The sequence below is a fragment of the Caballeronia catudaia genome (assembly GCF_001544755.2).
GTDB classification, from domain to species: domain Bacteria; phylum Pseudomonadota; class Gammaproteobacteria; order Burkholderiales; family Burkholderiaceae; genus Caballeronia; species Caballeronia catudaia.
This window is the reverse complement of sequence record NZ_FCOF02000007.1, coordinates 157,283-170,498: the sequence shown is the minus strand read 5'-3', so window position 1 is coordinate 170,498 and position 13,216 is coordinate 157,283. Positions and strand designations below refer to the sequence as shown.

Below are 13,216 nucleotides of genomic sequence, written 5' to 3'. Positions count from 1 at the left end.
CTTTGAAACCTGATCAAGCAGGCTGCTTGTGCGGCGTCGCGACGATCGACGGCACCTTGCCGTGCTGCTTCGAGAGCAACTCGCGATACAGCCCCGGACGATCGCGCAATTCCTGTGGCGAGCCGTCGTCGATGACCTTGCCCGCGCTCATCACGATGATGCGGTCGAAGTTCTGCAGCGTCGACAGCCGGTGTGCGATCGCGATCACCGTGCGGCCGACCATCAGCCGGTCGAGCGCCTGCTGGATCGCTTCCTCCGATGCGCTGTCGAGCGCGGAGGTCGCTTCGTCGAGCAGGAGAATCGGCGCGTTCTTGAGGATCGCGCGCGCGATCGCGATGCGCTGGCGCTGGCCGCCCGACAGCTTCACGCCGCGGTCGCCGACGATCGTGTCGAAGCCTTCGGGCATCGCCTCGATGAAGTCCGTGCAGCGCGCCTCGCGCGCGGCGGCGAGCACTTCCTCGCGGCTCGCTTCCGGACGCCCGTACGCGATGTTCTCGAACACGGTGCGATGGAACAGGGAAATATCCTGCGGCACGAGCGCGATCGCGTGGCGCAGACTGTCCTGCGTGATCGCGCCGATATCCTGGCCGTCGATCCTGATGCTGCCTTTCTGCGTCTCGTAGAAGCGTTGCAGGAGCGCGAGCACGGTCGATTTGCCCGCGCCCGACTTGCCGATCAGCCCGACGCGCTGGCCCGGCTCGATATGCAGATGGAAGTTGTCGAGAATCGGGCGGCGGCGCGGGTATGCGAACGTGACGCCTTCGAAATCGACGCGCCCGCCTTGCGGCACGAGCTCGGTCGCATCCGAGCGGTCCGGCATGCCGTGCGGCTCGAGCAGCGTCTGCACGGCTTCGGCGAGACGCGCGACGTGCTGCGTCACATCCACGAGCGCGACGGCGAGATCGCGCGTGCCATGCAGAATCGTGAAGCCGAGCGAACTGACGAGCACGATGTCGCCGGACGTCGCGCGGCCTTGCGACCACAGCCACAGCGCCCAGCCGAGCAGGCCGGCGGAAAGAATCGCCGTCACGACCGCGTGAAAGAGACGCAGCTTTTCGAGATACAGCAGGCTTTGCTGGCGCGCGACCATTTCGGCCTTCACGGTCGAGCCGAAGCGCTTTTGCTCGCGGAAGGTCATGCCGAACGCGCGCACGAGTGACATATTGCCGATCACGTCGACGAGTTCGCCATCCACCGACGCCGCCTTCGACGCGAAACTGTGATGCCGCGCCGAACCGCGTTTCGCGAGCCGGTAGAGGATCAGCGAGAGAACCAGCGACGAGAGCATCAAGCCGGCCGCCATCAACGGGTTCACGGTGACGATCATCACGATCGCGCCCAGCACCGCGATGCACGGCGGCAGGACGTTCCACGCCATCACGTTTTCGGAGGTGTAGATCGCGTTCGATGTCGCCGTGATGCGGCTCGCGAGCATGCCCGGCTGCTTTTCGGAGAAATACGTCGGCGAGTGGCCGGACAGGTAGGAGAACAGGTCTTTGCGCAAGTCGCCTGTGACGATCACGAACACGTGCGCGCCGACCCATCCGCCGACCCGCCACAGCAGGTTGTCGGCGGCGATCAGGCCGACCAGGATCATGAACGCGCCCCAGAGCGGGCCGGGATGCCCGCGGCCTTGTCCGAGCACGTCGATCAGATGTTTGATCGCGTATTGGGAGGCGAGGGCGCAGCCGACTGCCGCGAACACGCTGAAGAGCACGATGGCATGCGCCACCGGGTGCCGGCGGATGTAACGCAACAGGAACGCGAGCGGTCGGTGTGCGTAGCTCGAAAGCTTCGCGTTGTGCGCGTTACGCTGAGAGACGGTGAGTTGGTCCAATGGTCTTTTTTGGTCGTAGAGCGGTTGAGCGTATGTTGCGCCTTCGGGCACTGCCATGCGCGGTGCGGTCTGCGGCAACCGGCATGCGATGCGTCGCCCGATCCGGCGCGACTGACGTCAAGCGAGGCGACGCTGCGCCGTCTCCATCCCGAATTGTAGCCAGTATCGGGCGGGGGCAACGCGTCTTCGGGCATATGACGCTCGGTGCGTGTGGCCATCCGAACATCGTCCGCGCCAAACATGGGGCTGTCGCCCAGAGCCAACGGGCGCGCATTGTAAGCACACTGCGCGACTTTTGCGATGCAGCGCTCGCCGGGCCGACCGTTCAGCCAGACGCAAGGGTCGGAAAAGCATGTCCCGCGCCAGGCATCGGCGGCAGATGCTGCAGCGCCGCAAATGCGCCAGTCCGCCTCCGCACGTACGTGTCGCGACCCGCGCGTCGTCGAAGCCCGTGCTCAAATGTAGAACATCCCTAATAAACAGGGGTTTGCAAAGTGTTTCCCCCTTGTAACAAGGTAAATAAGTTGAAATGACTGCCTGCTGCGCTCTGTAAAAAGCTCCATAATTCGCTACGGGTTTGCCCTTAGGTCATCGACAGGTTTTTGCAAGTTCCAGTCAACCGCCAAAGCGAATGCGCGTTAATTGCTGGCGCGCGGCGGTTTTTGAGACGTGGAACCTTATTTGCTTCGTTGGAACGCCTGCGCGACAAACCGGTGATCAGCGACCCCGCTTTTTCACTCGAGCATCAGCTCCAGCGCCGCGGCAATCGCGCCGCGGAAAGCTTCGCCCGAGCCGAGCGATTCGCTTCCAACGTCAACACGACAGCAGCACTTAGCCTGACCTTTCATTAGGAGTTTCACGACATGCGAATCGCTCAAATCGCGCCCCTCCACGAGGCTGTTCCGCCGAAGCTGTACGGCGGCACGGAACGCGTGGTGTCTTATCTGACCGAGGCACTTGTGGATGCCGGACACGACGTCACGCTCTTCGCGAGCGGTGATTCGCAGACGTCCGCGAAGCTCGAAGCATTCTGGCCGCAGGCGCTGCGCCTCGACCCGACCATCCGCGACACGATGGCGCCGCACATGCTGCTGCTCGAAGAAGTCCGCCGCCGCGCCGATGAGTTCGACGTGCTGCATTTCCACATCGACTATTACCCGTTCTCGCTGTTCGCGCGCCAGCCGGTGCCGTTCCTGACGACCATGCACGGCCGTCTCGATCTGCCCGAACTGCAGCCGATCTTCAGCACGTTCAACGATGTGCCCGTCATTTCGATTTCGGACAACCAGCGTCAGCCGCTGTCGCAGGCTAACTGGCTGTCGACCGTCTATCACGGCCTGCCGGAAAACCTGCTCAAGCCGATCCCGAACGTGAAGCCCGGCTATCTCGCGTTCCTCGGCCGCATCTCGCCGGAAAAGCGCGTCGATCGCGCGATCCGCATCGCGCAGGCCGCGGGCATGAAGATCAAGATCGCCGCGAAGCTCGACAAGGCTGATCGCGCGTATTACGAAGAAGAGATCAAGCCACTCTTCGCGCTGCCGCACGTCGAGTACATCGGTGAAATCAGTGAAGCCGAGAAGACCGAGTTCCTCGGCAACGCGCACGCGCTGCTGTTCCCGATCGACTGGCCGGAGCCCTTCGGCCTTGTGATGATCGAAGCGATGGCCTGCGGTACGCCGGTGATCGCGTTCAACCGCGGCTCGGTGCCGGAAGTCATCGAGAACGGCGTGTCGGGCTTCGTCGTCGAAGACGAGCTGAGCGCGATCGCCGCGGTGAAGCGTCTCGACACGCTGTCGCGCGAAAAAGTGCGCGGCGCGTTCGAAAAGCGCTTCTCGTCGAAGGTGATGGCGGCCAACTACGTCAACGTGTACGAAGAGCTGCTGCGCCAGAAGCGCCGCACCGTGCTGCGCGAAGTCAACGCCAGCTAATCGAGTCTTGCCGCCGCCGGCGGCACCGGCTGCAAAACAACGCCCCGCGCGCCTCAAGGCCCGCGGGGCGTTGTCGTAACAGCACACACGGGCATGCCTTCGGAGCGCGGGACCGCGCTACGCTCGGGAAACCTCTGAAGACATCCGTAATCTCCCTATAATGACCGGGCTTCGCCTTGCGCGAGGCGGCATGCATCGTACGTGGACAGGAGTGTTTCTTTTGGCGAGACCCAAGCAATTCAGCGCGAGCCCGGCACCGGGCGCCGGCACCGTGTTCGCCCTGCGGGCCATCGGACTGGTGCTCGCGGCGCGTTGGGCGTTTTCGATGTCGCAGATGGGCTACCTGTCTTCGCTGCGCGCGATGACATCGTCGCCGTGGGCGTGCCTGAATCTCGTCCTGATCTTTCTTCTCATCGTGCTGCCGGGCGCAAGGGCGCGTGTGGAGCGTCCGCTGCATCCGTTGCCGCAATGGCTGCGGCAGGCGCTGCGCTTTCTCGCGCTCCTGGCCTTCGGCTTCGCGATGTTTTCCGTCGCCGCGTTCATCTGGAGTTCGGGCTGGCGCCGCTTTACGCAAGCGCTTGCCGAGACCAACGGCTGGCTCGTCGTCGGGCCGGCGCTCTATGCGGTCGTCGTGTGGATCTGCCGGCCGCGCGCGCTCTGGCGCACGAACATCGCGGCGCGCCGTTTCGCAATCGGCCGCTATGCAATTTCGCTCGATCCCGTCCTGCGCACGGCTGTCGTCTGGGCCGAAAGCCGCAAGCTCGGACAGTACGATGCACGTGAATTATCGGTGAAATGGCCCGCGCCGTCGCCGGATGCGTCCCCATCCACGAGGATGCTCACGCCCGTCACGGAGCCCGCGGCGCCATCGGTTCGCTCGGGCGGCGAGGCCTGGCGCGGCTTGCTCGCGCGGCGGCCCAAGGTCGAATTGCTGTGGGACTCGCCCGCCGCTGCCGGACACAATCGCACCACCGTATTCCGCGCGCCGCTCGCCAGCGAAGGCGATCGCAACGCGGCGCGCGCGCTCGACGCGACGCTGCGTCAGGTCTGACTTCACATACGTAAGCCGACTTCACATACGTAAGCCGATATTGCCGTACACGTCGTTCCTGTCTCATTCGGGAGGAAAGGATGCTGATACGTTGGTTGCTGGCCGCGCTTCATCTTCTTGCTTTTGGATTTGCGCTGGGATCCGTGCTGGCTCGGGCGCGCGCGTTGCGTCGCCTCGATCCCACGCAGTCCATTCAGGCGAACGAACTGCGCCTGCGCGACGTGTTCCGATCCGATTCGGTGTGGGGCATCACCGCGATCGTGCTGATCGTGACGGGCGTGATGCGCGCGTTCGGCGGATTCGAAAAAGGCGGCGGGTACTATCTGCACGAGCCGCTGTTTCATTTGAAGATGACGGCGCTCGTCGTGATCCTGCTGATCGAAGTCTCGCCGATGCTCGCGCTGATACGCTGGCGCATCGCGCTTGCGCAGGGCGGGGCGATCGACCTCACGCGCGCGCGGCGCTTCGCGTGGATGAGCGATCTCGAAGCGGCACTCGTGATGGTGATGGTGATTGCGGCGAGCGGGATGGCGCGGGGCGTGTGGGCTTCGTAGTCTTCGCCGACGACGCAAATGAAAAAGGGCTCAGGTCGTTAAACCTGAGCCCTTTTGATCTTCGGTGTCTTGGCTTTACCAGCACCAGGAATTCTGGTGGGTAGTACTGGGATCGAACCAGTGACCCCTGCCGTGTGAAGGCAGTGCTCTACCGCTGAGCTAACCACCCGAAGAGAGACGAGATTATGTCAGGCGTTTTGCGTTCCGTCTAGTGCTTCGTTAAGCAAATTCGAAAAAATCAAACGGTCAGAGCTTCTCGAGCGGGCACGGCTTCGCCTTCAGCCGGCGCGGGTTCGGTGCGCCACACGCTCGCGCCCTTGAGCGCCTTGTCGAGATCGGTCAGCACTGCTTCGTGCGCGGCGAGTTCGTCCGCGCTCGCGACGATCACCGGCAAGTCGAGATCGTCCAGCGCGATGCGCGACGTCGAAACCGAGCCCGACAACGACTCGTCGCCCAGCATGTCGATGACGAGGCTTTCCTGGCCGCGCGTCATCGCGAGATAGACCTCGGCGAGCAGCTCCGAGTCGAGCAGCGCGCCGTGCAGCGTGCGGTGCGCGTTGCTGATGCCGAACCGGTCGCACAGGGCGTCGAGCGAATTGCGCTTGCCGGGGAACATCTGCTTGGCCTGCGCGAGCGAATCGATCACGCCGGCGCACGTCTGCGCCACCTTCGGCAATCCGAGCTGCGCGAATTCCATGTCGAGAAAGCCGACGTCGAACGGCGCGTTATGGATGATCAGTTCGGCATCCGCGATGAAGTCGCGCAGTTGAGCGGCGATCTCCGCAAACTTTGGCTTGTCGGAGAGGAATTCGGTCGTGAGGCCGTGCACCGCGAGCGCGCCGGGATCGCTGTCGCGTTCCGGATTCACGTAGAGATGCAGATTGTTGCCGGTCAGCCGGCGATTCACCAGCTCGACGCAGCCGATTTCGATGATCCGGTCGCCCGTCCTCGCATTCAGGCCGGTGGTTTCGGTGTCCAGTATCAGTTGGCGCATAAATGGCGTGTTCGTTGATTAGTTGTCGGCGAGCGAGGTCACGCCGCGATTGGCGAGCGCATCGGCGCGTTCGTTTTCGGGATGCCCGGCGTGGCCCTTGACCCAGCGCCATTCGATCTCATGTTGCGCGACGAGACCGTCGAGCCGCTTCCATAGGTCGGCGTTCTTGACGGGCGTTTTCGCGGCCGTCATCCAGTTCTTTTTCTTCCACCCGTGGATCCATTCGCTGATGCCTTTCTGCACGTATTGCGAATCGGTGTGGATGACCGCGTGGCACGGCCGTTTCAACGCTTCGAGCGCGGAAATGACCGCCATCAGTTCCATGCGGTTGTTGGTGGTCGCGGCTTCGCCGCCGAACAGCTCCTTCTCCAGCGAGCCGAAACGGAGCAGGGCGCCCCAGCCGCCGGGACCGGGATTGCCTTTGCAGGCGCCGTCCGTGTAGATGTCGATTACCTTGTTCGATGCGGATTCTTGAGTCATCAATGCTCGTTGCGAGTCTCGTTGCGCGTGTGCGGAGCGGCGACCGGCGCGAGGCCAGGCGCGAGCGCGGGTTTTTTCAGCTTGCGCGGACCGATGAGGCGCATGCCGCGCACGCGCTTCACCGCCGTGATCATGTACGCCGCGCCGAAGATGGGCCACCAGCGGTCGCCGGCGGCCTCCATGAACTGGTAGCGTTGCAGCCACTTGTCCGCGACGAGCGGCGGACGATAGCAGCCGAAGCGCCCGCGTTCAAGATCGAATCCGAGCAGCTTGATCCAGTCCTTGATACGCGTGAAGGCGATCATTTCGTGCGCTGACGGCACGAACGGCCGTCCCGCCACTTTGCCAAGCGATTGTCGCGCGCCCCAAAGGCTCAACGAGTTGAATCCGAGAATGATCAATTGCCCTTCGGGGACCAGCACGCGCTCGGCTTCGCGCAGCAGCCGGTGCGGATCGGGCGAGAATTCGAGCGTGTGCGGCAGCACAAGCAGGTCGACGCTCTGCGCCTCGAACGGCAGGTCGAGCAGATCGCACCACACGGTGCTGCGGCCATCCGGCGCGCTCGCGGCGGGCAGCGCGCTCACGCCGGGCGTGGTCGCGCGCGGCGGCGCATAGGGCGCGCTCGATGCGCTTTCGCCGTCGAGCACGAGCGCACGTCCGGTCATGCGATTTTCGCGCAGCGCGTCGAGCTGCGGCATGCCGAGCTGCAGCGCGTGATAGCCGAAGATGTCGGACACCACGTGATCGAGCTGCGCCTGCTCCCAGTCGAGCACGTAGCGTCCGGGCGCCGAGCTCGTCCAGGTGGGCCAGTCTATAATCGATCGGTCAGACATGGTCGGGTTGCCGCATAGAAGGTCGCTATGGATTCGCTAATGAAGAATTCGCCTGCTCAGGATGCACTGGTTCGAAATGCGCTCGAATACGTGCCGGTTCCGGCGTTCGAGGATAACTACATCTGGCTCGTGTCGGACTCGCGCGATGCGGTCGTGGTCGACCCCGGCGATGCCGCGCCCGTCGAGGCGTATCTCGCCAGACGCGGTTGGCGGCTGACCGCTATTTTACTCACGCACCATCATCAGGACCACGTCGGTGGCGTAAAAGCGCTCCTCGCTAGCCGAACGGCAGAGGGTGGAATCCCCGTGTACGGCCCGGCCGGCGAGCGGATCGAGCATCTGACCGCGCGCGTCACGGGCGGCGACACCGTGCGTATCGAACATCCGGCGCTCGAGCTGTCCGTGATCGACGTGCCCGGCCACACGGCGGGCCATATCGCCTATTTCCAGGCGGGCGATCCGAAAGGCACGCCACATCTCTTTTGCGGCGACACGCTCTTCGCAAGCGGATGCGGCCGCCTGTTCGAAGGCACGGCGCAGCAGATGCTGAGCTCGCTCGACGCGCTCGCCGCGCTGCCCGAGAGCACGCAGGTTCACTGCGCGCATGAGTACACGCTCTCGAACATTCGTTTCGCGCGCGCATGCGAGCCGGACAACGCTGCGCTGCTGCGCTGGAGCGACGACGCACAGGCGCTGCGCGCCGCGGGCAAGCCCACTTTGCCGACGACCATCGGACACGAAAAGGCGGTGAATCCATTTCTGCGCGCGGACGTTCCTTCAATTCAAGCGACACTTTCGTCACAGTTCGGCGCGCCAGTTTCCGACCGGCTTGAAGCGTTTCGAATGATGCGAGGCTGGAAGGATAAGTTCCGTTAACGGAAAACTTTGGGTGTAACCTCATCCGAAACGTTGGAATCGGCGTTAGATGCAGGATTTTGCAGGGGTTTTGCGCGCATTCTTATTGACGTCTTAAGTGCTGTTCCGTACTATCGGCTGCAAATTTCCAAGCATATTTTTTGGAAGCCGAGACGTTCCATGCGACTAGCACTTAGTGCGCTGTCCGTCCTGATGCTTGCCGCGTGCGCGAGCCAGGGACCGACAGTGTCCGATCCAATTTCAGCCTCAGCCACTTCCAACGCCTCGCAGCAACAAGTCGCCGACACCATTCGCCGCACCGCAGCAGCCAAGGAAACCATCAACGTCGACAAGACCCCCGTGACTTCGCTTGTGGGTTCGTCCGACTTGTGGAATCGCATTCGCAGTGGCTTCCAGATTCCCGATCTGCAAAGCGACCTCGTCGATATGCAGGTCAACTGGTACGCGCAGCGCCCGGACTACGTCGAGCGCATGACCACGCGTTCGCAGAAGTACCTCTATCACATCGTCGAGGAGCTGGAGCAGCGCCACATGCCGACGGAGCTGGCGCTTCTGCCGTTCATCGAGTCGGCGTACAGCCCGCAGGCGCTGTCGGTCGCAAAGGCGGCTGGCATGTGGCAATTCATGCCAGGCACCGGGCGCGACTACAACCTCAAGCAGAACATGTGGCAGGACGAGCGCCGCGACGTGCTCGCGTCGACGAGCGCCGCGCTCGACTACCTCTCGCGCCTGCACGACATGTTCGGCGACTGGCATCTCGCGCTCGCCGCATATAACTGGGGCGAGGGCAACGTGCAGCGCGCGATCGCGCGCAACGAAGCGGCGGGACTGCCGACCGACTACGAAAGCCTGCGCATGCCCAACGAGACGCGCAATTACGTGCCGAAGCTGCAAGCGGTCAAGAACATCGTGGGCAACCCGCAAATGTACGGGCTCACGCTGCCGGACATTCCGAACCATCCGTATTTCGTGACGGTCACGACCGCGCGCGACATCGACGTGACGATGGCCGCGAAGCTCGCCGGCATGAGCGTGGAGGAATTCCGCTCGCTCAATCCGTCGTTCTCGAAGCCGGTGATTCTCGGCGCGACCAATCCGCAGATCCTGCTGCCCTTCGACAACGCCACATCGTTCCAGCGCAATCTCTCGTCATACTCGGGCGCGCTGTCGTCGTGGACCACGTACACCGTGACCGAGCGCTCGCGCCCGGCGGCAATCGCCGAAAAGATCGGTGTGGACGCGGACACGCTCATGTCCGTCAATCGCATTCCGGCGGGCATGCGCCTGAAGCCTGGCTCGACCATCGTCGTGCCGCGCACGGATGACGACGACGAAGACATCAGCGCCGACGTCGCCCAGAACGCGATGCTCGCGATCGAGCGCGACGTGCCCGACACGCGCAGACTCGTGATTCGCGTGCGCCGCAAGCAGGCTGTCACGACGCTGGCAGACCGTTACAACGTGTCGCCGGCGCAGGTGCGCGCCTGGAACCGCACGCGTGGCGACATGATCATGCCGGGTCAGGTGGTGGTCCTTCACGTGCCGTATGGCCGTGCGGTGCCGGCCGAGCCGGGTCCGGCGCGCGTCGAGACGGTCGCGGCGTCGAGCCGTTCTCCGGGCGGCGTGTCGAAGATCGGCACGCGCGTGCCGGACACGAAACCGTCGCACGGGAAGGCGTCCGGACATTCCTCGGGGAAAGTGACGAAAGTATCGGCATCGACGGCGTCGCATGCGGCCAAGCCTGCCGCTACGGCCAAGACCGAGAAGACCGCGAAGACCAGCAAGAAGAAATAGGCGTACGCGTTTCGCCTGGGTACTAATCCACGCCGTCACCAAGGTGACGGCGTTTTCTTTGCAGCGTCCCGCTAAACTGGCGTTCCAGAAGAATCGAAGAAGCGTCCGTTTCGCATGCCGTCCACCGTCCGTCTCCGCGTCTTTTTCCTTTTCGCCGCCGGCTACTTCGTCTCGTACGTGTTCCGCGGCGTCAATCTCGGCTTCGCGCCGCTCATCACGCACGACCTCGGCTTGTCCGCCGCGGATCTCGGTCTGCTGACTTCGCTGTACTTCATCGGCTTTGCGCTAGCGCAGATTCCTGTCGGCGTGCTGCTCGATCATTTCGGTCCGCGACGCGTCACCGCGGGTATGCTGCTCTTCGCGGCGGCGGGCATCTGGGTCTTCGGTGCGTCTCGCGGCCTCGCGGGACTCATGATCGGGCGGCTGCTGATCGGCGTCGGCGTGTCGGTGTGCCTGAGCGCGGCGTTCAAAGCATCGGCGCAGCACTTCGCGCTCGCGCGCCTGCCGCTCGTCAACGGTTTCACGATGGCAGTCGGCGGTCTGGGCGGCGTCGCCGTCGGATCGCCGCTCGCGTCGCTTCTGCACGTCGCAAGCTGGCGGCAGGTGTGCGCCGGACTCGGCGTGTTCACGCTCGCCGTCGCTGCCGCAATCGTCGTGCTCGCGCCGCGCAAGGCGGAGGCCGATCCGCATCAGCGCGCTGACATCGCGACGCAGTTCAAAGGCACCTGGCTCATCCTGCGCAGCGGCGTGTTCTGGAAGATCGCGTCGTTCTCCGTGGTCACGCAAGGCGTTTTCTTCGCGATGCAATCGCTATGGATTCGCCCCTATTTGCTCGATGTGATGAACCTCACACCGGCGCACGCCGCGGCGCTCGTGTCGGTACTCGGCTTCGCGATGATGTTCGGCTGCATCGCCTTCGGCGCGGCTGCGCGCGGGATGGAGCGGCGCGGCGTGTCGGTCTACGCCTTCTGCGGCACCGGCATGGCGCTGTTCGTTGCCACGCAATTGCTGATGGTGCTGCGCGTTCCGTTGCCGCCTTCGGCGCTGATCGCGGCGTATGGCGTCTTCGGCGGCACAGGAATTTTGAGCTACGCGGTTGCCGCGGAGTATTTCCCGTCGCACATGATCGGCCGCGCGCACACCACGCTCACGCTCGTGATCTTTTTGTTGATCTTCGGCTTCCAGGTCGGCGTCGGCGCGATGCTGTCGCTCTGGCCGGCAGAGGCCGGGCGCTATCCGGCGTCGGCGCATCTGACGGTCTGGATCACGCTCGTTGCGCTGCAAGCCGCGAGCGCGGTCTGGTACGTGTTCCCGAGCCGGATTTTGCAAAAAGTCAACCGCGAAGCGGAGCGCGCCGCGCCCTGACTGGAAGGACGCGGCGCGATGGCGCTCTGCAAGCGGACGTTTCTCAAATCTGGCGAATGCGACGTTTTCACGCTATAATTCAAAGGTTTGAGCACATCAACCCGCACCCTAGCGCCTACCTCCCATTCACCGTCGTTCGCTGCGCATCAACTGCGCGCCGCACGCCGCCCATCGCCTGCTTGAAGACTCCGTTGCCGCCCAGAGCGTGCCGGTTCGAGCCGCGATGCGCGCTTCGCGACGCCGCCGTCAGCCATGCGCCAAGGAAACCCGCGTTCTTCGAGCGGCGGGAGGCCAAGCCGAAATTTCGGACAGACAGGTCGGTAACAGGGTGTTCCCAAGGAGCTTCCCGTGTTGCCGTCATTTTCCCCCGCACTGCTCGCACTTGCCGACGGCACGGTCTTTCGTGGTCAGTCGATCGGCGCGCCCGGCTCGACGATCGGCGAAGTGGTATTCAACACCGCCATCACCGGCTATCAGGAAATCCTGACCGATCCGAGCTACGCCCGCCAGATCGTCACGCTGACCTATCCGCATATCGGCAACTACGGCGTGAACGCCGAAGATGTCGAAGCCACCCAAGTCCATGCCGCCGGTCTCATCATTCGCGACCTGCCGGTGCTTGCCTCCAACTTCCGTTCCGAGCAGACGCTTGCCGACTATCTGAAGGCGCAAGGCATTGCCGCGATCGCGGGCATCGACACGCGCAAGCTCACGCGCATTCTTCGTGAGAAGGGCGCGCAGAACGGCTGCATTCTCGCCGGTTCCGACGACGAAGCGAAGGCCCTCGAACTCGCGCGCTCGTTCCCCGGCCTCGCGGGCATGGACCTCGCGAAAGTCATATCGACGGAAAAGCCCTACGAGTGGACGCAGACCGAATGGCGTCTGGGCAGCGGCTATGGCAAGCAGGAAGCGCCGAAGTACCGCGTCGTCGCGTTCGATTACGGCGTCAAGTTCAACATTCTGCGCATGCTGGCCGAGCGCGGCTGTCACGTCACGGTGCTGCCGGCGGAAGCTTCGGCCGCCGACGCGCTCGCGCTCAATCCGGACGGTATCTTCCTGTCGAACGGTCCCGGCGATCCGGAACCGTGCGACTACGCAATTCGCGCGACGCGTGAGTTCATCGAGCGCGGCATTCCGACCTTCGGCATCTGTCTCGGCCATCAGATCATGGGCCTCGCCGTCGGCGCCAAGACGATGAAGATGAAGACCGGCCATCACGGCGCGAACCATCCGGTGAAGGACATGGAAGACGGGCGTGCCGTCATCACGTCGCAGAACCACGGTTTCGCCGTCGATGCATCGACGCTGCCCGCCAACGCGAAAGTCACGCACGTCTCGCTTTTCGACGGCACGCTGCAAGGCTTCGCGCTCACGGATAAACCCGCGTTCTGCTTCCAGGGTCACCCGGAAGCGTCGCCTGGCCCGCACGACATCGCGTATCTGTTCGACCGCTTCATCAAGCTGATGGAGTCGGCGAAAGTCGCCGCTTAAAGAACACCACAGA

The 13,216-nt window shown here is 63.7% G+C and carries 12 protein-coding genes and 1 tRNA gene; 8 read left to right on the top strand and 5 right to left on the bottom strand.

From position 1 onward, the window contains the following. Positions 1–13: 13 nt before the first annotated feature. A complete protein-coding gene (locus AWB75_RS10290) occupies positions 14–1,894 on the bottom strand; it encodes an ABC transporter ATP-binding protein (RefSeq protein WP_235012054.1) in 1,881 nt (626 codons plus the stop codon). A 545-nt stretch (positions 1,895–2,439) separates the two neighbouring features. Between AWB75_RS10290 and AWB75_RS36975 the strand changes: the two genes are divergently transcribed. From AWB75_RS36975 to AWB75_RS10275, 4 genes are all read left to right on the top strand, one after another. Continuing rightward, positions 2,440–2,688: a hypothetical protein gene (locus tag AWB75_RS36975; protein WP_143746419.1), complete on the top strand. Its 249-nt coding sequence runs from the start codon at positions 2,440–2,442 to the stop codon at positions 2,686–2,688. Positions 2,689–2,700: 12 nt separating this feature from the next. Further along, the gene (locus tag AWB75_RS10285; RefSeq protein ID WP_061123978.1) at positions 2,701–3,765 is read left to right on the top strand and encodes a glycosyltransferase family 4 protein; all 1,065 of its coding nucleotides are present in this window, start codon (positions 2,701–2,703) and stop codon (positions 3,763–3,765) included. 220 nt (positions 3,766–3,985) lie between these two features. Next, on the top strand, positions 3,986–4,816 hold the full coding sequence (locus AWB75_RS10280; protein WP_061124064.1) for a hypothetical protein: 831 nt from the start codon (positions 3,986–3,988) through the stop codon (positions 4,814–4,816). Between the two features lie 80 nt (positions 4,817–4,896). After that, a complete protein-coding gene (locus AWB75_RS10275) occupies positions 4,897–5,370 on the top strand; it encodes a DUF2214 family protein (RefSeq protein ID WP_061123977.1) in 474 nt (157 codons plus the stop codon). Between the two features lie 94 nt (positions 5,371–5,464). On the opposite strand, the gene AWB75_RS10270 is transcribed toward AWB75_RS10275, so the two are convergent. The 4 genes from AWB75_RS10270 to AWB75_RS10255 all read right to left on the bottom strand — a co-directional run bounded on the left by AWB75_RS10270 (position 5,465) and on the right by AWB75_RS10255 (position 7,677). Beyond that, positions 5,465–5,539 (bottom strand) — tRNA-Val (locus AWB75_RS10270). A gap of 69 nt (positions 5,540–5,608) precedes the next feature. Then, on the bottom strand, positions 5,609–6,364 hold the full coding sequence (gene dnaQ, locus AWB75_RS10265) for a DNA polymerase III subunit epsilon (protein WP_061123976.1): 756 nt from the start codon (positions 6,362–6,364) through the stop codon (positions 5,609–5,611). Between the two features lie 18 nt (positions 6,365–6,382). Beyond that, positions 6,383–6,844 (bottom strand): ribonuclease HI, encoded by a 462-nt coding sequence (rnhA, locus tag AWB75_RS10260; RefSeq protein ID WP_061123975.1) that lies wholly within the window; start codon positions 6,842–6,844, stop codon positions 6,383–6,385. After that, positions 6,844–7,677 (bottom strand): class I SAM-dependent methyltransferase, encoded by an 834-nt coding sequence (locus tag AWB75_RS10255; protein WP_061123974.1) that lies wholly within the window; start codon positions 7,675–7,677, stop codon positions 6,844–6,846. The genes rnhA and AWB75_RS10255 overlap by 1 nt, the downstream gene beginning before the upstream one ends. Before the next feature lie 39 nt (positions 7,678–7,716). On the opposite strand from AWB75_RS10255, the gene gloB reads away from it, so the two are divergent. From gloB to carA, 4 genes are all read left to right on the top strand, one after another. Next, on the top strand, positions 7,717–8,553 hold the full coding sequence (gloB, locus tag AWB75_RS10250) for a hydroxyacylglutathione hydrolase (RefSeq protein WP_061123973.1): 837 nt from the start codon (positions 7,717–7,719) through the stop codon (positions 8,551–8,553). A gap of 159 nt (positions 8,554–8,712) precedes the next feature. Next, entirely contained in the window at positions 8,713–10,347 is a 1,635-nt protein-coding gene (locus AWB75_RS10245) for a transglycosylase SLT domain-containing protein (protein ID WP_061123972.1), read from the top strand. 114 nt (positions 10,348–10,461) lie between these two features. Continuing rightward, a complete protein-coding gene (locus tag AWB75_RS10240; RefSeq protein WP_061123971.1) occupies positions 10,462–11,712 on the top strand; it encodes an MFS transporter in 1,251 nt (416 codons plus the stop codon). A gap of 348 nt (positions 11,713–12,060) precedes the next feature. Continuing rightward, complete coding sequence (carA, locus tag AWB75_RS10230) at positions 12,061–13,203, top strand: glutamine-hydrolyzing carbamoyl-phosphate synthase small subunit (protein WP_061123969.1); 1,143 nt, start codon at positions 12,061–12,063, stop codon at positions 13,201–13,203. The last annotated feature ends 13 nt before the right edge of the window (positions 13,204–13,216 follow it).

Coding starts and splice junctions, on each gene's coding strand:
- AWB75_RS10240 (WP_061123971.1), top strand. CDS start 10,462: ATGCCGTCCACCGTCCGTCTCCGCGTCTTTTTCCTTTTCGCCGCCGGC.
- AWB75_RS10290 (WP_235012054.1), bottom strand. CDS start 1,894: ATGGCAGTGCCCGAAGGCGCAACATACGCTCAACCGCTCTACGACCAA.
- AWB75_RS10285 (WP_061123978.1), top strand. CDS start 2,701: ATGCGAATCGCTCAAATCGCGCCCCTCCACGAGGCTGTTCCGCCGAAG.
- rnhA (WP_061123975.1), bottom strand. CDS start 6,844: ATGACTCAAGAATCCGCATCGAACAAGGTAATCGACATCTACACGGAC.
- AWB75_RS10275 (WP_061123977.1), top strand. CDS start 4,897: ATGCTGATACGTTGGTTGCTGGCCGCGCTTCATCTTCTTGCTTTTGGA.
- AWB75_RS10245 (WP_061123972.1), top strand. CDS start 8,713: ATGCGACTAGCACTTAGTGCGCTGTCCGTCCTGATGCTTGCCGCGTGC.
- dnaQ (WP_061123976.1), bottom strand. CDS start 6,364: ATGCGCCAACTGATACTGGACACCGAAACCACCGGCCTGAATGCGAGG.
- AWB75_RS10255 (WP_061123974.1), bottom strand. CDS start 7,677: ATGTCTGACCGATCGATTATAGACTGGCCCACCTGGACGAGCTCGGCG.
- gloB (WP_061123973.1), top strand. CDS start 7,717: ATGAAGAATTCGCCTGCTCAGGATGCACTGGTTCGAAATGCGCTCGAA.